Origin of the sequence: Micromonospora sp. NPDC005413 (assembly GCF_040606435.1) — a bacterium.
Classification (GTDB): Bacteria; Actinomycetota; Actinomycetes; order Mycobacteriales; family Micromonosporaceae; genus Micromonospora.
Window position 1 is genome coordinate 86,239 of record NZ_JBEXEV010000012.1, and the last position, 24,588, is coordinate 110,826.

Here is a 24,588-nt window from a genome sequence, read left to right on the forward strand (position 1 = left end):
TTCCTTCCGTCGTGCTGGTGGTACCGATCCGCGCTCAGTGGTTGGCGGCCGCGCTGCCGAGCAACCCGCGCAGTTCGGTGGCGAGCCGGTCGAAGCGGGGATCCGACATCACCTGCGCGTAGTCGCGGTGCGCCGGCAGCTCGACCGAAGAGGTGCGGATGATCCGGCCGGGCCGAGGGCTCATCACCACGACCCGGGTGCCGAGGAAGACCGCCTCGGCGATGGAGTGGGTGACCAGCAGCACCGTGGTGCCGGTCTCCCGCCAGATCCGGTGCAGCTCGGCGTTCATCTGCTCCCGGGTCAGCGCATCCAGGGCGCCGAACGGCTCGTCCATGAGCAGCACCGGCGGGGAGTGCAGCAGGGCGCGGCAGAGCGCCACCCGCTGCTGCATGCCGCCGGACAGCTCGTGCGGCAGCGCCTTCTCGAAGCCGGTCAGGCCCGTCATGTCGATCAACTCGTCCGCCCGGCGGGCCGCCTGCGCCCGGTCCATGCCACGCATCTCGGCCTGGAGCAGGATGTTGGCCCGGGCGCCGCGCCACTCCAGCAACGCGGCCTTCTGGAAGACGAAGCCGATCTCCTTCTGCGGGCCGCGCACCGGGCGCTCCAGCAGTGACACCGCACCGCTGGTCGGCCGGACCAACCCCGCGACGATCTTCAGCAGGGTGGACTTGCCGCAGCCGGACGGGCCGACGATCGTGACGAACTCCCCCGGCTGGATGTCCAGCGACACGTCGTCCAGGGCGGTGGTCTGCGACCGTCGGGAGGTGAACCGTACGGTGACCCCGGACATCCCGATGGCGGTGCCGGTGCGTGCCGGCGCGGCGGTCACCGGGTCACCCCTTGGCCGCGTACGAGGAATCCCAGTACGCGTTGGGCGCGCCCCGGTCCTTCAGCTCCGCATAGCGGGACATCAGGTCGATCGTCTCGGTCCACTGGGCCTCGGTGTTGACCCCGGGCGGGCCCTCGCCGCCGATCAGCGGCAGGACCAGGGTGAGCTGCTTGGTGAGCACCTCGGGGGCGGGCTCGTTCTCGGCCAGCGCCGTCATCGCGCTCACCGCGCCGGCCGGGTCGCGGGCGGCGTCGGCCCAGGACTTCTGGGTGGCCCGGACGAACTTGCGCGCCAACTCCGGGTCCTTCTGCAGCGTCTGGGTGTTGGCGATCAGGCCGGTGCCGAGCAGGTTCATCCCGTAGTCGGCGAAGAGCAGCACGTCGACCTTCTTGCCGGTCTTGCTCTCGATGGTGGGCGCCTGGTCGTGGAAGAAGCCCATGATGGCGTCGACCTTGCCCTCGGCCAGGGCCGCGATCTTGCCGGCGGCGTCGACGTTGACGACCTTGACGTCGGTCTGCTTGAGGCCGTTCTTCTCCAGCCAGGCCGGGAAGGTCGCGTAGAGGGCGTCGCCGGGGGTGCCGCCGACGGTCTTGCCCTTGAGGTCCGCCGGGGTCTTGATGTTCTCCGCTGTGAAGAACTCCACCGAGGAGGGGCCCTTCTCCAGGTACGCGCCGAGGCTGCGCACCGGCATCCCGCTGGCCACCGACTTGAGCAGCACCGGGCTGTCCGCCCAGCCGAAGTCGGTCTGCTTCTGGGCGACCTGCTTGACCGTGTTGCCCGAGCCGTTGCCGGGCAGGATCTTCAGGTCGATGCCCTCGGCGGAGTAGTAGCCCTTCTGCAGCCCGTAGTAGAACGGCGCGTGCTCGCCGTAGGGCACCCAGTTGAGGGTGAGGGTGACCTGCTTGCTGCCGTCGGGGCCCGTCTTGCCGGCGGAGTCGTCCCCACCGCAGCCGGTGGCGGCGAGGAGCAGGGCGGCGGTGGCCAGGATGGTGGTGGCGGTGCGTTTCATCGGTGCCTCCGTGATGGGGTCGGTCAGGAGGTGGTCAGTGACACGCCGGAACGGCGGCTGGCGTGCCACGGGATGAGCAGTGCCTCGGCGATCTCGACCAGCACGAACAGGACGATGCCGATGGCGGACATCAGGATCAGGTCGGCGAACAGCAACGGGGCGTCGAGGTTGCCGTTGGCCAGCAACAGGACGTAGCCCAGCCCTTCGCTGGCGCCGACGAACTCGCCGACCACGGCACCGACCACCGCGAGGGTGACGGCCACCTTCAGACCGGCCATCAGGTGCGGCAACGCGTTCGGGAAGCGGATCTTACGGAAGGTGCGCCACGGCCCGGCGCCCATGGTGGCGGCGAGGTCGAGCAGCTCCGGGTCGGTGGAGCGCAGCCCGGCCACGCCGGAGATGACCACCGGGAAGAACGCGATGAGCACCGCCAGGATGATCTTCGGCGTGAGACCGAGACCGAACCAGACCACCAGCAGCGGAGCGATGGCGATCTTCGGGATGACCTGTGCGAACAGGACGATCGGATAGAGCGCCTTGTCCAGGGTGCGCGAGTAGGCGATGGCGACCGCGGTGGCCAGACCCAACGCGGCGGCCAGCACGAAGCCGAGCACCGTCTCGTAGAGGGTGACCAGGGTGTGTCGGGCCAGCTCGGACCACTGGCCGGTCATCGTTTCCCAGACCTGGCCCGGTGTGGGCACCAGGTAGTTGGGGACGTATTCCTGGGCGGCCACGAACCACCAGGCCGCGACAAAGGCCGCCAGCACCAGCGCCGGGCGCCAGAGCGAGTCGGCGAAGGCCACCGCCCGACGCCCGAGCGTCGGTCGTGGTGGGCGGCCACCGGTGCCGGGCGACCGACCAGCCACGGTGGACGAGTCGCCGCCGTCGGTGGCCGCCGAGCCGTCGGGTGCGTCGGCCGCCTGCCGGCCCGCCGTGTCCAGAGCGTTCTCGGTCACGCGGAACCTCCTCGGGGGCCCGGCTCGGCGCCCGTGGGACCGGGCCGGTCGGCGGATCAGGCAAACGCTTTCCTGGAGCGTAGGCGGCACCCTATTGCCAGGCAAGGCCTTTCCTCGATCTGTTTCCGCCGATGCGTCGCCGGCTCGTTGGCCGTCGTGAGTAGACGGTCAACCGTTGGCTGGATAGGTGTCGAGCAGGCCACACATACCCAGCCGACCCCGCTCCACCGGCTCGCTCACCGCGTACACCCCGGCCTCGCTCAGGTGCCCGGGGTCCCCCCGGTCCAGGGCGTCGAGCTGCACCCCGGTGTCGGCGGCGGCTCGGCCCGCGCCGGTCTCCCACCGCTGCCGCCAACGCGCCACCAGCGGCTGGCGCAACGCGATCGCGGCCGCGTGGAACGCGGCCAGCGCCACCGGCCCGCCGGACCGCAGCGCCTGAAAGCCGGTGACCGCAAGATCCCGTCGGCGGTACGCGGCGCCGACGTCGGCGCCCGGCGCTCCCCCGGCGGGGAGCACCACCGCGGCGGCGTACGCGGCCGGATCCGCCAGCACGTCGGGTGGAAAGGTCAGCACCGCGTCGCCGGCCTCGGGCAGGCCGCTGTTCTGCATGAGCACCACAATGGTCAGCCCACCGCCGTTGACCAGACGGTGCACGGTGCCGGGCTCGAACCAGACCACCGCGCCCGGCCGCAGTGGAGTCTCCCGGAAGCCGGCGGTGGTCAGGGTCTGCACCGCACCCTCACCGTCGGTCACCACGTACCCCTCGGTGCAGCACAGGTGCACGTGTGGGGTGCCGCCGACCAGGCCGTCCGGGGCGACGGTGTCGTAGACGCGCAGCCGGGAGACCCCGATCCCGCCGGGCAGCGGGGCGGCGAAGCGATCGGACATGGCCGGGCCTCCCTGCGGGAAAGGGCTTTCTCTGCGGTACCGTGACGCTAGCCGGCACGGCGAAACGCCGTCAACAGACCGAGAGGGCGGGCCATGGCGACCCTGTCCGACGTGGCGCGACGCGCGGGCGTCTCACCCGCCACCGCCTCCCGCGTGATCAACGGCAGCAGCAAGCCGGTCACCGACGAGCTACGCGAGCGAGTGCTCGCCGCCGTCGCCGAGTTGCAGTACGTGCCGAACGCGCACGCCCAACTGCTGGCCCGCTCGCACCGCAGCGCGGTGGGCGTGATCGTGCACGACGTCTCCGACCCGTACTTCGCCGAGATCACCCGTGGGCTGCAACGCGTCGCCACCGACCAGGGTCGGCTGCTGATGATCTGCAACAGCTACCGGGACCCGGACCGCGAGCTGGAATACGTGGAGCTGTTGCGCGGCCACCAGGTGGCGGCGCTGATCCTGGCCGGCTCGGGCTACCACGACGAGGCGTTCACCCGGCAGCTCAACGAGAAGCTCGCCGCGTACGAGGCGACCGGCGGGCGGGTCGCGGTGATCGGCCGACACGAGCACTCCGGTGACGCGGTGATGCCGGACAATCGGGCCGGCGGCTACCTCGCCGGGCGGGAGCTGTGCGGGCTGGGGCACCGGGCGATCGGCGTGGTCGCCGGTCCGCGGATCCTCACCACCACGACCGACCGGTTGGCCGGCCTCCGGCAGGCCCTCACCGAGCAGGGCCGCGAGCTGCCGGAACGGCGGATCCGGTACGCGGAGTTCGACCGCGACGGCGGCGCCGAGGCCACCGCCCGACTGCTCGACGCCGATCCGGAGCTGACCGCGATCGTGGCGCTCAACGACTCGATGGCCATCGGCGCGCTCGCCACCCTGCGGGCGCGCTCGCTGGCGGTGCCGCAGCAGATCTCCGTGGTGGGCTTCGACGACATGCCGATCGCCCAGGACGTGACCCCGGCGCTGACCACCGTGCGACTGCCGCTGGTCGACATGGGAGTGCGGGCGATGTCCCTGGTGCTCGGCGCCGAGGCGCCGGCGCCCCGGCGCGAGGTGCTTCCCGCAGAGCTGGTCCGCCGCGACACCGCCGGTCCCGCCCCGCGCTCCACCCGCGCCGCTTCCGGGTCGGCGCCCCGGGCGCGACGGGGCGACGCCACGTCGTGACAGCTTCCAGCCCCACGCAGCGTCCCCTCACGACCAACGACGTGGCCCACCTGGTCCGCGCGTCGTTCGGGCCGCAGGCCCAGGTCCGGGACGCCGGCCCGTTGAGCGGCGGAGGGTTCGCGACGGTCTGGTGGGCGCTGCTCGACGACGACCGCCGGGTGGTGCTGAAGCTGGCGCCGCCGGCGGGGACGCCACTGCTGCGCTACGAACGCGGGCTCTGCGCGGCCGAGGCACGGTACTTCCGGCTCGTCGCCGAGCATGCGCCGCAGGTGCCCGTACCCCCGGTGTTGCAGCACGGCACCGACCCGGCGTACGGCGAGTGGTTGGTCACCGCGATGCTGCCCGGCCGGTCGCTGTCTGACCTGGCCGAGACCGGCGCGACGCCCGACGACGACCCGGCGCGGTACGACCTCGGGGTGGCGCTCGCCGCGTTGCACCAGATCACCGGCGACCGGTTCGGGTACGACGGTGACCGGGCCGGCGGGTCGAGCTGGCGGGCGGCGTTCACGGCGATGCTCGACGCGCTGCTCGCCGACGCGGCCGACTGGGACGTCCGGCTGCCGGTCACCCCGGACGGCCTGCGCAGGCTGGTGGGGCGGCACGCCGACGTGCTGGACGAGGTACGCCGCCCGGCGCTGCTGCACTTCGACTGCTGGGACGGCAACGTGCTGGCCGCGCCCGACCCGACCGGCCGGCTGCGGCTGTGCGGTCTGGTGGACGGGGAACGCTTCCTCTACGGCGATCCGCTGCTGGATCTGGTCTCGCCGCTGCTCTTCCGGCGCGTCGAGGATGAGCCGGAGCATCCCCTGCTGCGCGGCTACCGGGCCGCCGCACCGTTGGTGCTGGACGCCCCCGCGCGTCGTCGGCTCGGTCTCTACCGGCTGCACCTGTACCTGCTGATGACCATCGAGATGCCCAGCCGCGGCATGACCGCGCGGAGCCATCCGGGGCGGCACGCCCGGCTGGCGGCCCTGCTCGACGAGGAGATCGCCGCACTCGACCGGGATTGACTCGCGGGTGGCGCCCGACGTGTGGTCGGACGCCACCCGCGCCGAGTCAGGGCAGGTCGATCGGGCGCAGCACCCGGTCCACGGCGTGTGCGATCTGCCGGTTGCCCTTGTTGACGTCGAAGGTGGTGACGCGGGCGTCACGGTCGTTGGTGTCGGCGTCGACCAGCCGCACCTGGCGGAAGAAGTACAGGTAGGTGCGCACGTCGACCTCAACGGTCGAGCCCAGCGCGGTGGTCAGGTCCGTGCCGTCGGCCCGGATCGCCGTCTTGCGATCGATGGTGGCGCCTGGCACCACGTGGTAGAGCAGCACCGACTCAACAGTGTCGATGCCCAGCCCGGCGACGGCGGTGAAGGCCGCGCTCTCACTCGGCAGCTTCTTTGCCTGGGTGATCTCGCGTACCAACTGCTGGAAGGCGGCATCGGTGGGGATGAACGCGGTCAGCGCGACGGTGCCGTCGGTGAGCACCTTGACCGGCGAGTTCGGCTTGGCCTCCAGCACGGCCAGCACGGCCGCGGTCAGCACGTCGAAGTCACGCGAGTTGCGGTCGAAGCCGCTGCTGTCCTTGGTCAGCACCTGGGCGAGTGACGTCGTGCCGAGCGGCTTGGGCTTGCCAGTGGCCTGAGCGGCCGGCACACCGACGGCGGTGGTGGCCAGCGCGGTGGCCATGGCGCCCACCGCCATCCGGGCGGCGAGTCGTGCGATCTTCATCAGCGGGCCTTTCGTCGAAGCGACGGATCCGTGACGTCTCGTCACGACTCATGCTTCGCACCGGGTACGCCGCCCGGATGCACCTGCGGAGAAACGAATTGTCCGGAGCTCATTCGGGGCTTAACCTCCCCCGGTGCTGATTCGGGAGTTCGTCGACCAGGACTGGTCGCAGGTGTGGCCGATCATCGAGGAGGTGATCCGGGCACAGGAGACCTTCCCCTACGACCCCGAGATGACCGCCGAACAGTCGTACGGCATGTGGGCGGAGGCCGCGCCGGGACGGACCGTCGTGGCGGTCGACGGCGAGCGGGTGCTCGGCACCGCGAAGATGGGCACCAACCGGCCCGGGCCGGGCGCGCACGTGGCCACCGCGAGTTTCATGGTCGCCGCCGACGCCCGTGGTCGGGGCGTGGGCACCGCGCTGTGCCGCGACGCCCTGGCCTGGGCCCGCCACCAGGGGTACGCGGGCATGCAGTTCAACGCCGTGGTGGAGAGCAACCGGTCGGCGGTGCGGCTGTACCAACGGGAGGGTTTCGACGTGGTCGGCACGGTGCCGGGCGCGTTCCGTCACCCCACCCTCGGCCGGGTCGGCCTGCACGTCATGTACCAGGAGTTCTGACCCGGCCTGGGCCCCCCTTCTCAGCAATTTCGGGCTGGCCTACCCGGGGAGCCTGGTGGCACTCGGCGCCTTTGGAGCTGATGTCGTAGACGAATCGGCTGCGCCGCGTAGGCCTGAATCGTTGACGACATCAGCTCCACAGCGTCTCAACCACTGACGGTGTCGCCGGCCGGCACCGGCTGAGTTCCCGGCGGCTCGGGGGCCGGCTCCGCGCCAGCTCGGCGGATCGGGGTGAACAGGCCGCCGACCGCGACCACCAGACATCCCGCCCCCGCGACGAGGGCGACCCCCGGGACGCCGTACCGGGCGGCGGCCCAGGTCAGCGCGACCGCGCCGGCCGGTCCGAGGGCATAGTGCGTGCTCCAGAAGGCCGAGGTGACCCTGCCGAGCAGGTGGTCGGGGGTGATCTCCTGACGCAGCGACATCGAGCAGATCCCGCCGACGCTGAGGCAGCACAGGTAGACGGCCGTCAGCGCGGTGACCGTCGGCACGGTGGTCGCGAGACCGACGCCCGCCACCGCGAAACCGCAGATCGCGTGCGCGCCGATCCAGGTCGCGCCGAATCCGCGCCGACGGCGTAGCGGGGCCACCAGCAGTGCCCCGGCGACCGTGCCCAGCGCCGCCAGACCGAGCACCGTGCCGACGGTCCGGTCGGAGCCGCCGAGGTCGTGCGTGACGTGGTAGATCAGCACGTCGACGAAGCCGTAGGTGAGGAAGATGAAGACCGACAGCAGGATGGTCAGCGCGCGGAGCACGGGCTGTCGCCACAGGAACCGCGCCCCGGCCAGGAACTCGGCCAGTGGCCGCTCCCGGACCACCGCTGGAGCGCCGTCGGGCCGCACGGGTCGCAGCCGGATCAGCCACAGACCGGCCGCGGAGACCGCGAAGCTCGCCGCGTTGACGGCGATGGCGGTCGCCGGGCCGAAGCGGGCCGACACCACGCCGGCGAGCAGCGGCCCGAGGACGGCCGCCGCCGCGTACGTCGCCTGCAACCGGCCATTGGCCTCGGTGATCCGATCCCGATCGACGAGGTTGCGGACCGCGGTCACCGCGGCGACCTGGAACACCATGCCGGCCGCCTCGCAGATCGGCAGCACGACGAAGAGCAGCCAGACCTGCGGGCCGGCGAGCCAGGCCAGTGGCACCAGGCCGTAGAGCACCAGCCGGGCCAGATCGGCCACGATCATCAGGGTGCGGCGGTCGTACCGGTCGACCAGCACCCCGCCGAAGATCCCGGCGACGACGGACGCCGCACCCGCGACGGCGGTGAGCAGACCCATCTGCGCCACCGACCCGGTCGCCTGGAGCACCAGCAGCGGCACCGCCAGGTAGGCGAACGAGTCGCCGGCCGCCGACAGCGACTGCGCGACCCAGTATGTGCCGAAGGTCCGGTCCCGCCAGAGCGGAGCCCGCCCAGCGGCGGCAGATCGGCTCATCGCGCCAAGGGTAGTGAACGTGGCCGTCCCACGCTGGCCGTGGCGGGCAGCCGGCCCGCCTCGACCGTCACCGGGCCGGGGCGTGGGCGGCCAGGGGGTTGGTCAGGGTGCCGACGAACTGGAGAGCCGCCGACGGGTCGGCCAGGTCGATCATCTGCTGGTTGTCGCGCAGCTGGAGGCGGTTGAGGCAGGACAGCGTGAACTCCGGTGCGAACAGGTCGTAGTGGCGTACCCGCTCGGCCAGGTGCGGCACCCGGTCGAAGTAGTCGGCGGCGCAGGCCGCGACCGTACGCCAGAAGTCGTCCTCGGCGAGCACACCGGCCTCGACCAACACCGCGTTGAGGTGACGCAGGAAGCAGTCCACCACGTCGGTGAAGATGGTCAGCAGCTTGGTGTCGTCGGGCACGTCGACCCGGACCCGCTCCACCGCCTCCGGCAGTTCGACCTCGCCGCTCATCACCGCGATCTCCTCGGCGATGTCCTTGAAGATCACCCGCTCGACGGTGTCGCGCTCGTCGAGGACCAGGATGACGTTCTCGCCGTGCGGCATGAAAGCCAGGTCATGGGCGTAGAAGCTGTGCAGCAGCGGGGTCAGGTAGGCGTCCAGGTAGCGACGCAGCCAGACCTCGGGCGCAAGCCCGGACCGGGCGATCAGCGCCGCCGCCAGCGAGCCGCCGTCGCTGTCCACGTGCAGCAGCGCGGCCATGGTGGACAGTCGGCGTCCCGGTGCCAGGTCGGGCACCGGGCTTTCCCGCCACAACGCTGCCAACATCTTCCGGTACGGGGAGGTGCGGTCGGTCGCCGCCTCGTACTGCCGGTGCCGGTAACCCACCGCGGCCCGCTCCCGGATGACGGTCAGGCCGGTGCCGGTCAGGACCTCGTCGCCGGCGATCAGGTCGGCCACCCAGTCGTTGATCGCCGGGGTGGCCGCCATGTACGCGGCCGACAGCCCACGCATGAAGCCCATGTTCAGCACCGACAGCGCGGTCTTGACGTAGTGCCGGCTCGGCTCGGTGACGTTGAAGAAGGTGCGGATGGACTGCTGGGCGAGGTACGCGTCCGGCCCGGGGCCGAGGTGCACCAGCCGACGCTCGGCCAACTCCCCGGCGAACGTGACCGCCAGCCTGTTCGACCACTGCCACGGGTGTGCCGGGATCAGGTGGTAATCGGCGAGGTCCAGGCCGAGGTTGGCCATCGTCGCCGCGAACCGGGCTCGGGTCTCCGCGTCCAGCTCGCCGTCGATCAGCGTGTCGTAGTCGAGGTCGGTGGCGCTGCTGAACGTCGAGTGGTCCCGGTGCGCGGCCAGCCACTCCAGTCGGACCGGGGTGGCGGCCTCCGGGGCGTACCGGTGGTACTCGTCGACGCCGAAGCCGAGCCGGCCGTTGTTGGCAACGAAGCACGGGTGGCCCTCGGTCATCGACGTCTCGATGGTCTGGAAGTCCGCCCCGGCCAGCTCGGCGGCACGCGGTGCGGACTGGGCCAGCTTGTACGCGGTGCCGGCCAGCGTCGAGGTGATCTCCTCCAGATAGACCGGGAGCACCCGCGCGGAGAGCCCGAGGGTGCCGCGCAGCTCGACGATGAGGTCCACCGCGTCGGGCGGCAGCGAGGTGCCGTCGCGGTGCCGGGTGATGCTGTCCGCGTCGATCTGCCAGTGCGCCAGGGCGAGCACCCGCGCCGCGAACCGGTAACTGACCGCGCGATCGTCGCTGTGGACCTCGTACCACTGTCGGTCGTCGGGGCCCGCGACGGGTTCCGGGGTGAGCAGCCGTTCGTGGGTGAACTCGGCGAGCGCCTTGCGGACCAGCAGCCGGTTGGCCCGGGCCCAGCGCTGCGGGGTGAGATGCCCGACCGGGTCGCCGGTGGCGGCGTGCCCTGCGGTGGCGGGCATCTGGGTGGGGACGGCGGTGGTGGTCACGCCGGGGCTCCTTCGGTTCGGATGGCGGCGGCGCGGTCGGGGGCGGCACCGTCGGCGGCAGCGCGGTCGGCCGCAGCCTGGAACTGGGCTCGGGTGCAGATGCTGAGCAACGCGTCCTTCTCGGGCTTGGCGATCGGGCCGACGACCTCGAAGCCGACGGCGGCGTTCAGCGCGTGCACGGCGGTGTTGCGGACATCCGGCTCGACCACCACCCGCCGGGTCGCCGGGTCGTCGAAGAGCCAGGCCATGACGGTGCCGAGCACTGCCCGGGTGAAACCGTGTACGGGAGTGCCGACGGGCGCGCAGAGGAAGTGCATGCCCACGTCACCGGGCTGGTTGTCGTAGAGGCCGACCAGCTCGACGTGGGCCGGGTCGTAACGCTCAGCGAGGAAGGCGGGACTCCCCCGCCACAGCCCGAGGTACGCGTCGTGGTGCGGGTGGTCGGCGATCCGCTGGTACTCCTCGGCCACCTGGGCCGGGTCGGCGTCCTGCATGAGCCAGAACGCCGCCTTCGGGTGGGTCACCCAGGTGTGCAGCAGCGCCGCGTCGGCGTCCGGGTCGAGGGTACGCAGCGCGAACTCACCGAGCCGACCATCGGCGCGGGTGTAGACGACGCTCACGAGGTCACCCCGAACTCCTGGAAGGTGATGCTCTTCTCGATCGGGTAGTGCTCCCGGCCGAGCAGCTCACTGATGATCCACGAGTTGCGGTACGCGCCCATGCCCAGGTCCGGTGAGGTGATGCTGTGCGTGTGGGTGCCCGCGTTCTGCAGGAAGATGCCCCGCCCGGAGTGGTCGATGCTGTAGTTGCGGGCCACGTCGAAGCGGCCGTGGGAGTCCCAGCGGATCCGCCCGCGCACCGGCGTGAGGAACGCCGGCACCTGGTAGCGGTAGCCGGTGGCCAGCACCAACCCCTCGGTACGCAGGGCGAAGTCCCGCTCCTGCTCCACCTGACGCAACCCCAGCGTGTACGCCCCGTCCTGGTATGCGGCGCTGACCAGCTCGGTGTTGGTGAGCAGTCGGGTGTTCACCGGGCCGTCGACGCTGTGCGCGTAGAGCAGGTCGAAGATGTCGTTGATCAGGTCGGCGTTGATCCCCTTGAACAGGCCCTTCTGCTCGGACTCCAACCGGTAGCGGGTCACCTCGGGCAGCGCGTGGAAATAGTCCACATAGTCCGGTGAGGTCATCTCCAGGGTCAGCTTCGTGTATTCGAGCGGGAAGAACCGCGGCGACCTGGTCACCCAGTTGAGCTGGTAGCCGTACCGGTCGATGTCACCGAGCAGGTCGTGGTAGACCTCGGCGGCGCTCTGCCCGCTGCCCACCACGGTGATGCTGCGCTTGGTGCGCAGTGTGTCCCGGTGCTCCAGGTAGCGGGAGTTGTGCACGGCGTCGCCGGGCAGCTCGGCGACGGCGTCGGGCAGGTGCGGCGGGGTGCCGGTGCCGAGCACCAGATGCCGGGCCCGATACTCGACGGTCTCCCCCGCGCCGGCGTCGGCCCGCACCACGTACCGCTCGTCGATGGGGTCGTACTCCACCGTGGTCACGGTCTGACCGAAGCGCACGTTCGGCAGCTTCGCCGCCGCCCACCGACAGTACGCGTCGTACTCGCTGCGCAGCGGGTAGAAGCTCTCCCGGATGTAGAACGGGTAGAGCCGGCCGATCTCCTTGAGGTAGTTGAGGAAGGAGTACGGCGACGTCGGGTCGGCGAGGCTCACCAGGTCGGCGATGAACGGGGTCTGCAACCGGGCCGACTCCAGCAGCATGCCCGGGTGCCAGGCGAGGCTCGGCCGAGCCTCCAGGAAGACCCCGTCCAGCTCGTCGATCGGCGCGGTGAGGCAGGCCAGGCCCAGGTTGTACGGGCCCAGCCCGATGGCGATGAAGTCGTGGGTGGACATCCGAGTCTCCAGGCGCAGGTTCGTGGTCACCGGCGTCAGCCGACGTGGCAGGTCAGGTCGACGGTGACGTGGTCGTGCACGTACCGGCCGGCGTGGGTGGCGATCAGGTCGAGCACGTGGCCGACGTCGTCGACGGTGGTGGCCGGGTTGAGCAGGGTGAACTTCAGGAAGTGCCGGCCGTCCACCCGGGTCCCGGCGACCACGGCGAGGCCGGACGCGGCCAGCGCCTCCCGGGCGTACAGGTTGGCGGCGTCGGCCAGCTTCCGACCCGGGCCGGTGGGCAGGTAGCGGAAGACCACCGTGCTCAGCTCGGAGCGGGTCACCACCTCGAAGCGGGGGTCCTCGCTGACCAGCTGCCAGGCCTCGGAGGCCCGGTCGACCACCTCGTCGAAGAGCGCGCCCAGCGCGTCCGGGCCCATCACGCGCAGGGTCAGCCAGAGCTTCAGCGCGTCGAAGCGGCGGGTGGTCTGCAGGCTCTTGTCGACCTGGTTGGGGATGCGCTGCTCCACCATCCGAGCCGGGTTGAGGTAGTCGGCGTGGTAGGTGGCGTGCCGCAGCGCCCGCCGGTCGCGGACCAGCAGCGCGCTGGAGCTGACCGGCTGGAAGAACGACTTGTGGTAGTCGACGGTCACCGAGTCGGCCCGCTCGATGCCGTCGAGCAGGTGCCGCCGCGTCGGCGAGACGAGCAGACCGCAGCCGTACGCCGCGTCCACGTGCAGCCAGACGCCGGCCGCCGCGCAGATCCCGGCCAGCTCCATGAGCGGGTCGATGGAGCCGAAGTCGGTGGTGCCGGCAGTGCCGACGACGGCCATCACCACCAGCCCGGCCTCCCGGCACCGTGCGATCTCCTCGCGGACGACGGCCGGCCGGATCCGCCGCCGGGCGTCGGTGGGCACCGCGATCACCGCGTCCGGGGCGAGGCCCAGCAGCTTGGCCGACTTCTGCACGCTGAAGTGACCAGCCGCGGAGGTGAGGACGCGCAGCCGGGGCAGCAGCTCGGCGCGCGCCGACGAGCCGATCGCCTCGGCGCACGCCTCCTCCCGGGCCAGGAGCAGCGCGTGGAGGTTGGACTGGCTGCCGCCGCTGGTGAAAACGCCGTCCGCGCTGCGACCGAGGCCGATCCGCTCGGCGGTCCAGTCGATCAGCCGCCGCTCGATGAGGGTGGCCCCGGCGCTCTGGTCCCAGGTGTCCAGCGACGAGTTCACGGCGGTGAGCACCGCCTCGCCGAGCAGCGCCGGGATGGCCACCGGGCAGTTGAGGTGCGCGAGGTAGCGGGGGTGGTGGAACCAGACGGCGTCGCGCAGGTAGACGTCCTCCAGCTCATCCAGTGCGGCCCCGGCGTCGCCCAGCGGCCGGTCCAGGTCCACGCGGTCGACCAGGGGTGCCAGCTCGGCCGGGGTGATCCCGGTGACCGGGCGGTCCACGGTGGCCACCCGACGGGCAACCCGGTCGACACCGTCGGCGATCGTCCGCCGGTACTGCTCGACCGAGCCGTCATGCAGCAGATGGGCCCGCGCGGCGGCTGGCGCCGGCGGCGGCGCGGTGGTCTCGACGGGGTACGTCGGCACGGTCACGGGATGTCCTTCCACGTTCTCGACGAGGGGCAGCCGGAACCCTCCCCCCGGCGCGGTCGCGCGCCGGGGGGCAGTGCTGCCTTTCGAATGGGTCGCCGCTCAGGCGGTGGCGCCGGCCAGCGCCTCGACGCGCAGGTCCTCCTCGGAAAGCCCACGCCGCCAGTAGCCGGCGAAAGTCACCCGCCGACGGTCGAGGCCGCGCTCGCCGACCAGGTGCCGGCGCAACGCCCGCACCACACCGGATTCGCCGGCGATCCAGGCGTACGGGGTGCCGGTGGGCAGCCGGGTCGCACGAACCGCGCTGACCAGCAGATCACTGCCGGGTGGGGTGCTGCCGCGCACGATCCACCTGATCTCGGCGTCGGCTTCGGTGGGCAGGTCCGTGATGTCGGCGGCGTCGGGCACCTCGATCCAGGCGCGGACCCGGGTGCCGGCGGGAAGCCAGGCCAGGATGCCCGCGGTGGCCGGCAGCGCGGTCTCGTCGGCGGCCAGCACCACGAGGTCCGTGCCGTCCGGCGGGCCGAAGCAGACGCTGCGGTTGTCGTGCACCCCGGGGCCGAGCAGCAGCACCCGGTCGCCGGGCCCGGCGAGGGCCGACCAGCGGGAGGCGGGGCCGGTGTCGCCGTGGCTGACGAAGTCGATGTCAACCTCGGCGACCGCCGGCCGGTGCTCTCTGATGGTGTACGAGCGCATCACCGCACGGACGTCCGGCGGGAGTGCCCGCCAGGCGCCGAACCAGTCCTCGCCCTGTTCGACCGGGACCACCGGGGCGTCCTGTCCCGGGTGCGGCAGGAACAGCGAGACGCTCTGGTCCCGGCCGCCACCGGCGAAGTCGATCAGCTCCGTACCGCCGAGGGTGACCCGGATCAGCGAGGCGCCGACCCGGCGGGCCCGTACGACGTGCGCGGCGAAGAAGCGGTACTGCAGGGCGATCGGTTCGACGGTGCTCGTAGTCATGGCGTCAGCTGACCTTCTTCGCGTTCCGGATGGCGGTGGCGAGGTTCTCCAGCAGCGGCGCGGAGCCGGCGTACGAGAAGCGGGGCACCGCGTCCCACTGGGTCACCTGGTTGGCCTTGACCGCCGGCAGTTGCTGCCAGGTCGGCTTGGCGGCGAGGTCCTTGGGCTGAAGCGCGGTGCTGCGGTTGTCCAGCAGGATCAGGTCGGCCGGGAACTTGCCGGTGCTCTCCCAGCTCAGCGCCTCGAAGTAGTCGCCGGCTTCGAGCTTGGTGGGGACCACGATGTCGACGCCCAGCTCCGCGAAGTACATCAGGTCGGTGCTGACCTTCGGGTTGGAGACGTAGAACAGGTCGGGGCTGCCGGAGCAGGCCATCACCTTGATCCCGGGGTTGCCCTTGACCGCCTGCCGGACCGCCTCGGCGGCGGCGTCGAAGCGGGCCTTCGCGTCCGTGACCTTCTTCGCGGACAGGTCCGCGCCGAGCGACTCGGCCAGCGCGGCGTACCGCTCGATGGGCTTGGTCATGGGCACCCGGGCGGTGGTGATCGCCACGCTGGGCGCGAGCGGAAGGATCTTGTCCTTGCTCTCGTCCGGCACGTACCAGAGCGCGTCCGGGTCGTACATGTGGGTGACCAGCAGCTCGGGGCGCAGCGCCGCGTACTTCTCCAGGCTGAACTCGCCCCACACGTTGCCGAGGATCTCGACGGCCTCGATGTTCAGGTCGCCGGACTGCGGGTCGGCGGTGCCGTCAGCGCGCTTGGTCTCGCCGAACACGCCCACGAGCTGCTTGTCGAGACCGAAATCGACCAGAGCCGCAGCGACGCCGGTGAAGGCCACCACGCGGGCGGGGCGGGCCGCAGCCTCGACCTTCTTGTTGCGGTCGTCGGTGAACGACCAGGGACCGCTTCCGTTGCTGGTGGCGGGCTTTGCGGCGTCGTCCTTGCCGCAGCCGGCGAGCAGGGCGGCCAGGGTGGCAGCACCACCGGCGGCCAGGAGGCCACGGCGGGAGAGGCGGCGGGCAGACAGGGCATCGGGCATGGTGTTGTCTTTCGATCAGGGGTTGGTCGGGGTCGACCCGGGCAGCGGGGTTAGGTTAGCCTAACCTCTGTCATTGTCAACAGCGGTTCGCCGTGTCGCCACAACTCCGGAGCCCACACTGGACGCCACACCCACCGTCACCAGACCGGCACGACACGTGCCGGACAGGAGCACGGACGCACCCCCGGTTCGGCGCGGCCGTCAGGCGGCCCGCGCCGCCGGCCTGGTCGCCGCCGTGGCACTGCTCGGCGTGATCGTGGTGCTCAGCATCGCGGTCGGGGCGAAAGCCATGCCGCTCGCCGACGTCTGGTCCGGGTTGCTGCATCGTGACGCCACCGAGTACGCCGTGGTGCACCGGATGCGCCTGCCGCGTACCCTGCTCGGGCTTCTTGCCGGCGCCGCGCTCGGCGTGGCCGGCGCCGTCATGCAGGCCCTCACCCGCAACCCACTGGCCGACCCCGGGCTGCTCGGCATCAACGCCGGGGCGTCCGCGGCCGTCGCCACCGCCGCCGCCTTCCTGGGCGTCACCGCCATCGGCGGGTACGTCTGGTTCGCGCTGCTCGGCGCGGCGGTGGTGACCGCGCTCGTCTACGCCGTGGGCGGGGGGCGTGGCGCCACCCCGGCTCGCCTCGCGCTGGCCGGCGCGGCACTCAACGCCACCCTCTACTCGTACGTGAGCGCGGTGATGCTGCTGGACACGGCCTCGCTGGAGCGCCTGCGGTTCTGGACGGTCGGCTCACTGGCCAGCGCGGACTCCGCGACCGTGACCCGGATCCTGCCGTTCATCCTGGTCGGCCTGCTGGTCGCGCTCGGCGCCGCCCGTCCCCTGAACGCGCTCGCGCTCGGCGACGACGCGGCTCGGGCCCTGGGTGCGCGACCCGCGCTGATCCGCACCGCCGTGATCGTCGCGGTCACCCTGCTCTGCGGCGCGGCGACCGCCGCGTGCGGCCCGATCGTCTTCGTCGGGCTGCTGGTGCCGCACCTGGTTCGCGCCCTGACCGGCCCCGACCTGCGCTGGCTGCTGCCGTACTGCGCGGTGCTCGCGCCCGTGCTGCTGCTCGGCGCCGACGTGCTCGGCCGGGTGCTGGGTCGGCCCGGCGAACTCCAGGTCGGCATGGTGACCGCCGTGCTGGGCGGCCCGCTCTTCCTGTGGCTCGTCACGCGCGCAAGGGTGGCCCACCCGTGAGCGCGCGTCACGAGCGGACCAGCAGGCTCAGCACGGTGGCGCGTCGCGCCATCGCGGAGCGAAGCGGAGCGGTGGCGTGACTGTTCTCCGTACACCTGGCGGGCTGTCTTTGCGGTTCCGCCCCCGCGCGCTGGCCGTCGGTGCCGGCGCCGCGCTGCTCGCGGCCGGGCTCGGCCTGATCGCCGTGGGCAGTGGTGACTACCCGATGGGCCCGGCCGACGTGCTGCGCACGCTGGCCGGCGGCGGCACACCGGCCGAGCAGTTCATCGTGCAGGAGCTACGACTGCCCCGGCTGGTCACCGCCCTGCTGGTCGGTGCCGCGCTGGCTCTCGCCGGCACGGTGTTCCAGTCGCTGGTCCGCAACCCGCTGGGCAGCCCGGACATGCTCGGCTTCACCCAGGGCGCGTCGACCGGTGCGCTGGTGGTGGTCGTCCTCGGCGGTAGCAGCATGGCGCTGGCCGGCGCGGCGGTCGTCGGTGGGCTCGCCACCGGCCTGGTGATCTACGCGCTCGCCTGGCGACGCGGGGTGCACGGCTTCCGGCTCATCCTGGTCGGCATCGGCGTCGCCGCGATCCTGACCGGGGTCAACGGCTACCTGCTGACCAGGGCGCCGCTGATGGACGCCGCCCGCGCGGTGCTCTGGCTCACCGGCAGCCTGGACGGGCGGGGCTGGGCCAACGCCGGGCCGCTGCTCGTCGTCACCGCCGTGCTGGCGCCGCTGGTGCTCGTCGGCTGCGGGCCGGCGCTGCGGATGATGGAGTTGGGCGACGACACGGCCAACGCCCTCGGTGTGTCGGTGCGCCGACTACGCCTGGTCCTGCTCGCCGCGGCGGTGCTGCTCGTCTCGTTCGCGGCGGCCGCCGCCGGGCCGGTGTCCTTCGTGGCGCTCGTCGCACCGCACGTGACGAAGCGGCTGACCCGGGCGCCCGGCCCGAACCTGCTGCCGTCGATGGCGGTCGGCGCGGCGCTGCTGGTCGGCGCCGACCTGCTGGCCCAGCGCGCGTTTTCCGGACACCAACTTCCGGTCGGTGTGGTGACCGGAGTGATCGGCGGCGGCTACCTGGTCTGGTTGCTGGCCATGGAACGCCGGGCGGGTCGGCTGTGAACACCCGCGACGCCCTCGAAGGAGCACCCATGCACCCCGGCAGTTCCCGGCTCGGCGGCACCGCGCTGACCCTCGCCTACGACCGGCGCATCATCGCCGAGGACCTGACCGTGGAGGTGCCCGACCAGTCGTTCACCGTGATCATCGGTCCGAACGCCTGCGGCAAGTCGACCCTGCTGCGGGCGCTGTCCCGGATGCTGCGTCCGACCGTCGGGACGGTCCTGCTGGACGGCCGGGACATCCACGACCTGCCCGCCCGGAAGGTGGCCCGCACCCTCGGGCTGCTGCCGCAGTCGTCGATCGCGCCGGACGGGATCAGCGTCGCCGAGCTGGTCGCCCGGGGCCGCTACCCCCACCAGGGGCTGCTGCGGCAGTGGTCGCGCGAGGACGAGCGGGTGGTCGAGGAGTCGATGGCCGCCACCGGTGTCGACGACCTCGCCGACCGGCCGGTGGACGAACTCTCCGGCGGCCAGCGGCAGCGGGTCTGGATCGCGATGGCGCTCGCCCAACAGACCCCGCTGCTGCTGCTCGACGAGCCGACCACGTTCCTCGACATCGCCCACCAGATCGAGATCCTGGATCTTTGCGCCCGACTGCACGAGGAGCAGGGGCGCACGCTGGTCGCGGTGCTGCACGACCTGAACCACGCGGCCCGCTACGCCACCCACCTGATCGCCATGCGCGACGGACGCGTGGTGGCCGCCGGGGAGCCGGCATCGGTGGTCACCGCCGACCTGGTGGCGGAGGTGTTCGGCCTGCCCTGCCGGGTCATCGACGACCCGGAGACCGGCACCCCGCTGGTCGTTCCCGCCGCGCGGCGCCGGGCCGCCGCCACCGTCCCGGAGCGGGCATGAGCGCACGGCGTTTCCGCGACCCGTGGGGAGTGCCGCACCTGCGTGCCGACGACCCACTCGCGCTGGCGGCGGCGCAGGGTCGGGTGACCGCGTACGACCGGGCCTGGCAGATCGAGGTGGAACGGCACCGCGCCCGGGGCACCAGCGCCGCCTTCCTCGGTGCCGACGCGCTCGGCTGGGACCGGTTCGCCCGGCAGGTCCGGCTCGACGACACCGCACGCCGCTGCCACGTGGCGTTGGATCCGGCGACCGCCGAGTGGGTGGGCGCGTACGTGGCCGGGGTCAACGCGGGTCTCGCCGCCGGGGCGGCCCGGGCGCCGGAGTTCGCGGCCACCGGGCTGAGCCCGGGTCGGTGGGAGCCGTGGACGCCGCTCGCGGTCTGGCTGGGCCATCACATCCTGTTCGCCGGGTTCCCCAGCAAGCTCTGGCGCGAGCACGTGGCGCAACGGCTCGGCCCGGGAGCGGTCGACCTGTTCGCCACCGACGGGCCGGCCGTCGCCGGCAGTAACGGGTGGCTGCTCGCCGCCGAGCGCACCGTCACCGGAGCCGCGCTGCTCGCCGGCGACCCGCACCGGTTCCTTGAGGATCCCGGTGTCTACCAGCAGATCCGGCTGGCCTGCCCGGAGTACGACGTGGTCGGGCTCGCGGTGCCGGGCGTGCCGGGGATCGCGCACTTCGGGCACACCGGCGCGGTGGCCTGGTCGATCACCAACGCGATGGCCGACTACCAGGACCTGTACGCCGAGCGGCTGCGCCGGCACGGCCAGCAGGTGCAGGCCCTCGGCCCGGACGGTTGGCGGGACGTCCACCGCCACGTCGAGGCGATCGAGGTGGCCGGGGCTGATCCGGTCGAGGTCGAGGTGGTGGAGACCGACCGAGGTCCGGTGATCGTCGGGGGGCCGGACGACGAGACGGCCATCAGCCTGCGCTACCCGCCACGGGTCCGCGCCGAACTCGGCTTCGCGACGCTGCCGGAGCTGCTGCGCGCCCACACCGTGGCGGACGTGGACCGCGCGCTGCGGCACTGGGTGGAGCCGGTCAACGTGGTGCAGGCGGCGGACACCGCCGGAGGGCTGCTGCATCGGGTCGCCGGGGCGGTGCCGGTGCGGCATCCGGACAACGGCCGACGGGTGGTCCCCGCGTGGGACGCCGCGCACGCCTGGCAGGGCTGGTACGCGCCGATGCCCCGAGCCGAGGTGGTCGGCCGGGCGGTGATGGCCAACGAGCGAGGGCTGGCGGCGCCGCTCGGGGTCGAGTTCGCCCCGCCGCACCGGGCACACCGCATCGCCGAGCTGCTCGACGCCGGTCAGGCCTGGTCGGCCGACGAGATGGCCGTGGTGCACACCGACACGTACCTGGGCTCGGCCGAGCCGCTGCTGGCGGTGCTGGCCGAGTCGACCGGGCTGGGCCCGGCCGCCACCGCGCTGCGGGAACGGTTGCTGCGCTGGGACCGTCGAATGGCAGCCGACAGCACCGACGCGGCTGCCTTCGCCACCCTGCGGGCGGCTGTCGTACGCCGGATCGCCGCCCACCCGGCGCTGGCCGAGCTGGCCGAGCCGCCCGCGTACCCGGAGGTGTTCGCGCCCTGGCTGGCGCTGACGCCGCGCGTCGGTTACGCGCTGGAGCACCTGCTCGGCGCGACCCCGCTGCCCGGCGTGGACATGGCCGCGCTGGTGCGCGCCGCGGCCGACGAGGTCGCCGACGCGGCGGCCGGGCAGGTGCGCTGGGGAGACCTGCACCGGCTGGTGCCGTGGCGGGCGCTGCCCGGCCCGGACGACGGGCCCGGCCCGCGACTCGACGGTGACCACGACTGTGTGCTGGCGACCTCAAGCGTGCCCGGGGTGACCCATTGGTGCTTCCGGGGGCCGGCGGCGCGCTTCGTCTGGGACCTGGCCCGGCGCGAGGACAGCCGCTGGGTGGTCCCGCTGGGCGCCTGCGGGGTGCCGGGCGACTCGCACCACGACGACCAGAGCCCCGCCTGGCTGGCCGGTGAGCTGCTGCCGGTCATCACGGACTGGGACCGTCTCGCCGAGGAGCACGATGAACACTGATGGGCATCACTACCGCAGCAACGTCGGCGGATTCGGGGTGGTCACCATCCGGCCGGTGCGGCCGGACGAGGACGTCGACCTGCTGCACGGCTGGGTCACCCAGGACCGGGCGCGCTTCTGGGGGATGCGGGAGGCGAGCCGCGAACGGGTGCGCGAGATCTACGCTTACCTGGACTCACTGGCCACCCACCACGCGTACCTGGTGCACCGCGACGGCGTGCCGGCCGCGCTGGCGCAGACCTACCAGCCCGAGGCCGACCCGGTCGGCGAGTGCTACGAGGTACGCCCCGGCGACGTCGGCGTCCACCTGCTCATCGGACCGCCGACGGCGGTCGAGCGCGGCTTCACCGGTGCGCTGTTCGGCGCGATCCTGGACTTCGTCCTCGCCGACCCGGGCCGGCTGCGGGTCGTGATGGAACCCGACGCCCGCAACGACCGTGCCATCAACCGGTTTCTCCGCACGGGTTTCCGGCCCGGACCGTTGATCGACCTGCCGGAGAAACGCGCGCGGCTGCTCTTCCTCGACCGGCCGCCGATCTTGCACTTTCGGTCGGCGATGCGCCCCGATTGAAGGCTTTCGTCGGGGCAGCAAGTGCAAGATCGGCGCGGGAGGGGTCAGGGTTACGCGGGGGTGGCGAGGGTGGTTAGCTCGGCCAGGCGGTCCAGCTGATTTGGGTCGGACAGGGCTGAGCCGACCGCCACCACCCGTACGCCCGCTTGCAGGAACGCGGCGGCGTTGCCCGCGTCGAGGCCGCCGGTAGCGACGAAGCGCAGCTGTGGCAGCGGGCCGGCCACGGCCGTGAACCAGGCCGGCCCGAGGGAGATCGCGGGGAACGCCTTGAGCCAGGTGAGGCCGTGCCTCAGCGCCTGCTGTGCCTCGGTGGGGGTGGCCACACCGGGCAGGTGCGGCAGGCCACGCGCGGCGGCGGCGTCGGCGACGGCCAGGTCCAGGCCGGGCGCGACGGTGAACGCGGCACCCGCGTCGGCAGCCGCGGCGACCTGCTCGACGTCGAGCACGGTGCCCGCACCGACGATCCGGCCACGCTCGGTGCCCGCCTCGACGGCGGCGCGCAGCGCCGGCACCGCGTCGGCGGTGGCCACCGGAACCTCCACCACGTCGATGCCGAGGTCCCAGGCACGCTCGGCGAGCCGAACGGTCTCGGCGACCGGCAGGCCGCGCAGGATCGCCATCACCCGGGCGCCGCCGAAGATGTGGTCGAAGTCCGCTGTGGTCATGGTGCACTCCATCCGAGGTCGCGGTGCATCTGTTGCCTGGCGGCCGGGCCGAGACCCGACGACACGACTCAGTCCCCCGCCCGCGCGGCGGTCAGGTCGAGCGGCGACCAGGCGTCTACGGGGGCAGCGAGCAGCTTCTCGAACCAGGCCCACGGCGGCACCGGGGCGTTGTCGCCGCTGCTGGCCAACGCCTGGGCCGCGACCAGGTGACCGAGCCGCAACCGCCGCACTGGGTCGAGGCCCCGCAGCAGCCCGGCCAGGTAGCCGGCGGCGAACGCGTCACCGGCGCCGACCGGCTCCACCACCGTCACCCGGGGCGCCGGGACGAAGACCGGCTCGGCGTCGCGGCTCAGTGCGGTGGCGCCCACCGCGCCGTCCTTGACCACCACCGTCTCCGGTCCGGGCAGCAGCCGGCGTACGGCCATCGGGTCGGCGGTGCCCCACAGAACGTCCGCCTCATCCTGACCGACGAACACCAGGTCGCAGCGGTCGGCAAGGTCGCGCAGCACCGGCGCGGCCTGCTCGGCGGGCCACAGCCGGGCCCGGTGGTTGACGTCGAAGCTGACCAGTGCCCCCGCCAGCGGCCGGTCGGTCACCGCGTGCTCGACGAGCGCCCGGCAGGAGGCGGAGAGCGCCGGGGTGATCCCGGACAGGTGCAGCACCCGGGCACCGGTCAGCCCGGGGTTCGCCAGCGTGCCGGGGTCCATCCGGGAGGCCGCCGACCCGGCCCGGTAGTAGTGCACGGCGGTCCCCTCCGGGCCCGGGTCCTTGACGTACAGGCCGGTGGGAGCGGCCGGGTCCACGCTCACCTGGTCCACGCGGACGCCGGCGGCGGCGACGTGCCGGACGACGGCCCGGCCGAAGGGGTCGTCGCCGACCCGGCTTACCCAGGCCGCCCGGTGCCCCAGTCGGGCCAGGTAGCCGGCCACGTTGGACTCGGCGCCGCCGACCGACACAGCGACCTGTTCGGCGTGCTCCAGCGGCTCATCCGGTGCGGGGCAGAGCACCACCATCGTCTCCCCCACTGCGGCCACCTCGACCGGCGGGGACCCGGCCGGAACGTTCGCTCGATCGTGTCGGGACTCGGTCGGCATGGGGGCACACGTCCTCGCGGCGGGGTCCGGGACGCCGCCGAGCCTAGGTGTCTCGCCCGAGACGGGCAACCCGTCGCGCGGCGCACCGAGGGTCAGGGCAACGTCAGCCCGTACGCGGCCAGCACCTCCCCGATCGGCTGGTAGTAGGTCGTGCCACCGGAGGTGCAGTTGCCGCTGCCACCGGAGAGGATGCCGATGATGGTGCCGGTGGACGCGACGTAGAGCGGTCCGCCGCTGTCCCCCGGTTCGGCGCAGATGTTGGTGCGGATCAGACCGGTGACCGCGCCGCCGGCGTAGTTGACGGTCTGGTTGAGGCCGGTGACGGTGCCGCAGCGCACCCCGGTGGTGACACCACTGCGACACACCGCCTGGCCGACGTACGCGTTGCCGGCGCCATAGATGGTCAGCAGCCCGGGGTAGGTGTAGACCGCGCTCGGATGGGCGATCCGGCCGGTGTAGCGGATCAGCCCGTAGTCGTTTGTGGGAAAGCTGGTGGCGGTGCGGGTGCCGAGCACGGTGGTCTGGGTGCTGTCGGCGTACCAGGCGCTGGCGGTGGTGGTGCAGTGCCCGGCAGTGATCACGTAGTAGGTGCTGCCGCTGCGCACGTTCGCACCGAGCGAGCAGCGACCGCCGCCGCCGTAGATGCCCTGCCCTGCGGCGATCAGGGTGCGCAGCGTTCCGGGCTCGCGGCGCAGCAGCGCGCCGGCCCGGTCGGCCACCGCCCGCAGTGCCGTCAGCTGGGCGGATGCCACGGTGTCGTCGACGCTGAGGGTCATCCGGCCGGTGGCCGGGTCGAGACCCCAGGCCGTGCCCGCTGTGCGTACCCCGGCCAGCACGGCCGCCGGGGCGGTGGCGGGCGGCGCGGCCCGGTCGGGGACGGCGGCCTGCGCCGCGCCGGGCGCGACGAGCAGGAGGATGGTCAGGACGAGGGCGACGAGCGGGGAGCGGCGCATCCGAGCCTCCGCAGAGATCGAGATTGATGGATGTCGCCAAGCATCGCCCGGCGCCCGACGCCGTGGCAACCTCACGCGCACTCTTCCCCGATGGGCGGGAATCACCGATC

Annotated in this window: 23 protein-coding genes; 8 read left to right on the forward strand and 15 right to left on the reverse strand. The window is 72.6% G+C overall.

The genetic code is table 11. The annotated features are described in order from the left end of the window. Positions 1–34: 34 nt before the first annotated feature. The 4 genes from ABZS37_RS15945 to ABZS37_RS15960 form a co-directional block, all read right to left on the reverse strand. Entirely contained in the window at positions 35–829 is a 795-nt protein-coding gene (locus ABZS37_RS15945) for an ABC transporter ATP-binding protein (RefSeq protein WP_355169523.1), read from the reverse strand. Between the two features lie 4 nt (positions 830–833). Then, positions 834–1,838, reverse strand: a complete 1,005-nt coding sequence (locus ABZS37_RS15950; RefSeq protein ID WP_355169525.1) for an ABC transporter substrate-binding protein — start codon at positions 1,836–1,838, stop codon at positions 834–836. Between the two features lie 23 nt (positions 1,839–1,861). Then, entirely contained in the window at positions 1,862–2,794 is a 933-nt protein-coding gene (locus tag ABZS37_RS15955; RefSeq protein ID WP_355169527.1) for an ABC transporter permease, read from the reverse strand. Between the two features lie 168 nt (positions 2,795–2,962). Then, positions 2,963–3,682 (reverse strand): cupin domain-containing protein, encoded by a 720-nt coding sequence (locus ABZS37_RS15960; RefSeq protein ID WP_355169529.1) that lies wholly within the window; start codon positions 3,680–3,682, stop codon positions 2,963–2,965. Positions 3,683–3,775: 93 nt separating this feature from the next. Between ABZS37_RS15960 and ABZS37_RS15965 the strand changes: the two genes are divergently transcribed. Both ABZS37_RS15965 and ABZS37_RS15970 read left to right on the forward strand, forming a co-directional pair. Further along, the gene (locus ABZS37_RS15965; RefSeq protein ID WP_355169531.1) at positions 3,776–4,849 is read left to right on the forward strand and encodes a LacI family DNA-binding transcriptional regulator; all 1,074 of its coding nucleotides are present in this window, start codon (positions 3,776–3,778) and stop codon (positions 4,847–4,849) included. Next, positions 4,846–5,859, forward strand: coding sequence for a phosphotransferase (locus tag ABZS37_RS15970; protein WP_355169533.1), 1,014 nt, complete (start codon positions 4,846–4,848; stop codon positions 5,857–5,859). The genes ABZS37_RS15965 and ABZS37_RS15970 overlap by 4 nt, the downstream gene beginning before the upstream one ends. Before the next feature lie 46 nt (positions 5,860–5,905). Here ABZS37_RS15970 and ABZS37_RS15975 read toward each other — a convergent pair whose 3' ends face one another. Continuing rightward, positions 5,906–6,568 (reverse strand): fasciclin domain-containing protein, encoded by a 663-nt coding sequence (locus ABZS37_RS15975; RefSeq protein WP_355169535.1) that lies wholly within the window; start codon positions 6,566–6,568, stop codon positions 5,906–5,908. A 133-nt stretch (positions 6,569–6,701) separates the two neighbouring features. Here ABZS37_RS15975 and ABZS37_RS15980 point away from each other — a divergent pair, with 133 nt between their 5' ends. Further along, positions 6,702–7,187 (forward strand): GNAT family N-acetyltransferase, encoded by a 486-nt coding sequence (locus tag ABZS37_RS15980; RefSeq protein WP_355169537.1) that lies wholly within the window; start codon positions 6,702–6,704, stop codon positions 7,185–7,187. Between the two features lie 146 nt (positions 7,188–7,333). On the opposite strand, the gene ABZS37_RS15985 is transcribed toward ABZS37_RS15980, so the two are convergent. The 7 genes from ABZS37_RS15985 to ABZS37_RS16015 all read right to left on the reverse strand — a co-directional run bounded on the left by ABZS37_RS15985 (position 7,334) and on the right by ABZS37_RS16015 (position 15,999). After that, the gene (locus tag ABZS37_RS15985) at positions 7,334–8,623 is read right to left on the reverse strand and encodes an MFS transporter (RefSeq protein ID WP_355169539.1); all 1,290 of its coding nucleotides are present in this window, start codon (positions 8,621–8,623) and stop codon (positions 7,334–7,336) included. Between the two features lie 67 nt (positions 8,624–8,690). Further along, positions 8,691–10,511 (reverse strand): IucA/IucC family siderophore biosynthesis protein, encoded by a 1,821-nt coding sequence (locus tag ABZS37_RS15990; protein WP_355169655.1) that lies wholly within the window; start codon positions 10,509–10,511, stop codon positions 8,691–8,693. A 23-nt stretch (positions 10,512–10,534) separates the two neighbouring features. Then, a complete protein-coding gene (locus ABZS37_RS15995) occupies positions 10,535–11,158 on the reverse strand; it encodes a GNAT family N-acetyltransferase (protein ID WP_355169541.1) in 624 nt (207 codons plus the stop codon). Further along, positions 11,155–12,432 (reverse strand): SidA/IucD/PvdA family monooxygenase, encoded by a 1,278-nt coding sequence (locus ABZS37_RS16000; protein WP_355169657.1) that lies wholly within the window; start codon positions 12,430–12,432, stop codon positions 11,155–11,157. Before ABZS37_RS16000 ends, ABZS37_RS15995 begins: the two co-directional genes overlap by 4 nt. A gap of 35 nt (positions 12,433–12,467) precedes the next feature. Further along, positions 12,468–14,006 carry an aspartate aminotransferase family protein gene (locus tag ABZS37_RS16005; RefSeq protein ID WP_355169543.1) on the reverse strand — a complete coding sequence of 513 codons (1,539 nt, stop codon included), beginning with the start codon at positions 14,004–14,006 and terminating at the stop codon, positions 12,468–12,470. Between the two features lie 99 nt (positions 14,007–14,105). Beyond that, the gene (locus tag ABZS37_RS16010; protein WP_355169545.1) at positions 14,106–14,963 is read right to left on the reverse strand and encodes a siderophore-interacting protein; all 858 of its coding nucleotides are present in this window, start codon (positions 14,961–14,963) and stop codon (positions 14,106–14,108) included. A 4-nt stretch (positions 14,964–14,967) separates the two neighbouring features. Continuing rightward, a complete protein-coding gene (locus tag ABZS37_RS16015) occupies positions 14,968–15,999 on the reverse strand; it encodes an ABC transporter substrate-binding protein (protein ID WP_355169547.1) in 1,032 nt (343 codons plus the stop codon). A 118-nt stretch (positions 16,000–16,117) separates the two neighbouring features. Between ABZS37_RS16015 and ABZS37_RS16020 the strand changes: the two genes are divergently transcribed. From ABZS37_RS16020 to ABZS37_RS16040, 5 genes are all read left to right on the forward strand, one after another. After that, positions 16,118–17,185 (forward strand): iron chelate uptake ABC transporter family permease subunit, encoded by a 1,068-nt coding sequence (locus ABZS37_RS16020; protein WP_355169659.1) that lies wholly within the window; start codon positions 16,118–16,120, stop codon positions 17,183–17,185. Between the two features lie 76 nt (positions 17,186–17,261). Beyond that, the gene (locus ABZS37_RS16025; RefSeq protein ID WP_355169549.1) at positions 17,262–18,290 is read left to right on the forward strand and encodes an iron chelate uptake ABC transporter family permease subunit; all 1,029 of its coding nucleotides are present in this window, start codon (positions 17,262–17,264) and stop codon (positions 18,288–18,290) included. A gap of 29 nt (positions 18,291–18,319) precedes the next feature. Beyond that, complete coding sequence (locus ABZS37_RS16030) at positions 18,320–19,144, forward strand: ABC transporter ATP-binding protein (RefSeq protein WP_355169551.1); 825 nt, start codon at positions 18,320–18,322, stop codon at positions 19,142–19,144. Beyond that, a complete protein-coding gene (locus ABZS37_RS16035; protein WP_355169553.1) occupies positions 19,141–21,195 on the forward strand; it encodes a penicillin acylase family protein in 2,055 nt (684 codons plus the stop codon). Before ABZS37_RS16030 ends, ABZS37_RS16035 begins: the two co-directional genes overlap by 4 nt. Then, positions 21,185–21,766 carry a GNAT family N-acetyltransferase gene (locus ABZS37_RS16040; protein ID WP_355169555.1) on the forward strand — a complete coding sequence of 194 codons (582 nt, stop codon included), beginning with the start codon at positions 21,185–21,187 and terminating at the stop codon, positions 21,764–21,766. Before ABZS37_RS16035 ends, ABZS37_RS16040 begins: the two co-directional genes overlap by 11 nt. Positions 21,767–21,816: 50 nt before the next feature. Here the strand turns inward: ABZS37_RS16040 and ABZS37_RS16045 are convergent, their stop codons facing one another. The 3 genes from ABZS37_RS16045 to ABZS37_RS16055 all read right to left on the reverse strand — a co-directional run bounded on the left by ABZS37_RS16045 (position 21,817) and on the right by ABZS37_RS16055 (position 24,478). Then, entirely contained in the window at positions 21,817–22,431 is a 615-nt protein-coding gene (locus ABZS37_RS16045; RefSeq protein ID WP_355169557.1) for a bifunctional 4-hydroxy-2-oxoglutarate aldolase/2-dehydro-3-deoxy-phosphogluconate aldolase, read from the reverse strand. A gap of 68 nt (positions 22,432–22,499) precedes the next feature. Beyond that, complete coding sequence (locus tag ABZS37_RS16050) at positions 22,500–23,456, reverse strand: sugar kinase (RefSeq protein WP_355169559.1); 957 nt, start codon at positions 23,454–23,456, stop codon at positions 22,500–22,502. A 161-nt stretch (positions 23,457–23,617) separates the two neighbouring features. After that, a complete protein-coding gene (locus ABZS37_RS16055; RefSeq protein ID WP_355169561.1) occupies positions 23,618–24,478 on the reverse strand; it encodes a S1 family peptidase in 861 nt (286 codons plus the stop codon). Positions 24,479–24,588: the final 110 nt, after the last annotated feature.

Excerpts from the sequence above, each read along its gene's own strand:
- ABZS37_RS15950 (WP_355169525.1), bottom strand. The coding sequence starts at position 1,838 with ATGAAACGCACCGCCACCACCATCCTGGCCACCGCCGCCCTGCTCCTC.
- ABZS37_RS15960 (WP_355169529.1), bottom strand. The coding sequence starts at position 3,682 with ATGTCCGATCGCTTCGCCGCCCCGCTGCCCGGCGGGATCGGGGTCTCC.
- ABZS37_RS15965 (WP_355169531.1), top strand. The coding sequence starts at position 3,776 with ATGGCGACCCTGTCCGACGTGGCGCGACGCGCGGGCGTCTCACCCGCC.
- ABZS37_RS15975 (WP_355169535.1), bottom strand. The coding sequence starts at position 6,568 with ATGAAGATCGCACGACTCGCCGCCCGGATGGCGGTGGGCGCCATGGCC.
- ABZS37_RS15985 (WP_355169539.1), bottom strand. The coding sequence starts at position 8,623 with ATGAGCCGATCTGCCGCCGCTGGGCGGGCTCCGCTCTGGCGGGACCGG.
- ABZS37_RS15990 (WP_355169655.1), bottom strand. The coding sequence starts at position 10,511 with ATGCCCGCCACCGCAGGGCACGCCGCCACCGGCGACCCGGTCGGGCAT.
- ABZS37_RS16000 (WP_355169657.1), bottom strand. The coding sequence starts at position 12,432 with ATGTCCACCCACGACTTCATCGCCATCGGGCTGGGCCCGTACAACCTG.
- ABZS37_RS16010 (WP_355169545.1), bottom strand. The coding sequence starts at position 14,963 with ATGACTACGAGCACCGTCGAACCGATCGCCCTGCAGTACCGCTTCTTC.
- ABZS37_RS16015 (WP_355169547.1), bottom strand. The coding sequence starts at position 15,999 with ATGCCCGATGCCCTGTCTGCCCGCCGCCTCTCCCGCCGTGGCCTCCTG.
- ABZS37_RS16030 (WP_355169551.1), top strand. The coding sequence starts at position 18,320 with ATGCACCCCGGCAGTTCCCGGCTCGGCGGCACCGCGCTGACCCTCGCC.
- ABZS37_RS16035 (WP_355169553.1), top strand. The coding sequence starts at position 19,141 with ATGAGCGCACGGCGTTTCCGCGACCCGTGGGGAGTGCCGCACCTGCGT.
- ABZS37_RS16040 (WP_355169555.1), top strand. The coding sequence starts at position 21,185 with ATGAACACTGATGGGCATCACTACCGCAGCAACGTCGGCGGATTCGGG.
- ABZS37_RS16045 (WP_355169557.1), bottom strand. The coding sequence starts at position 22,431 with ATGACCACAGCGGACTTCGACCACATCTTCGGCGGCGCCCGGGTGATG.
- ABZS37_RS16055 (WP_355169561.1), bottom strand. The coding sequence starts at position 24,478 with ATGCGCCGCTCCCCGCTCGTCGCCCTCGTCCTGACCATCCTCCTGCTC.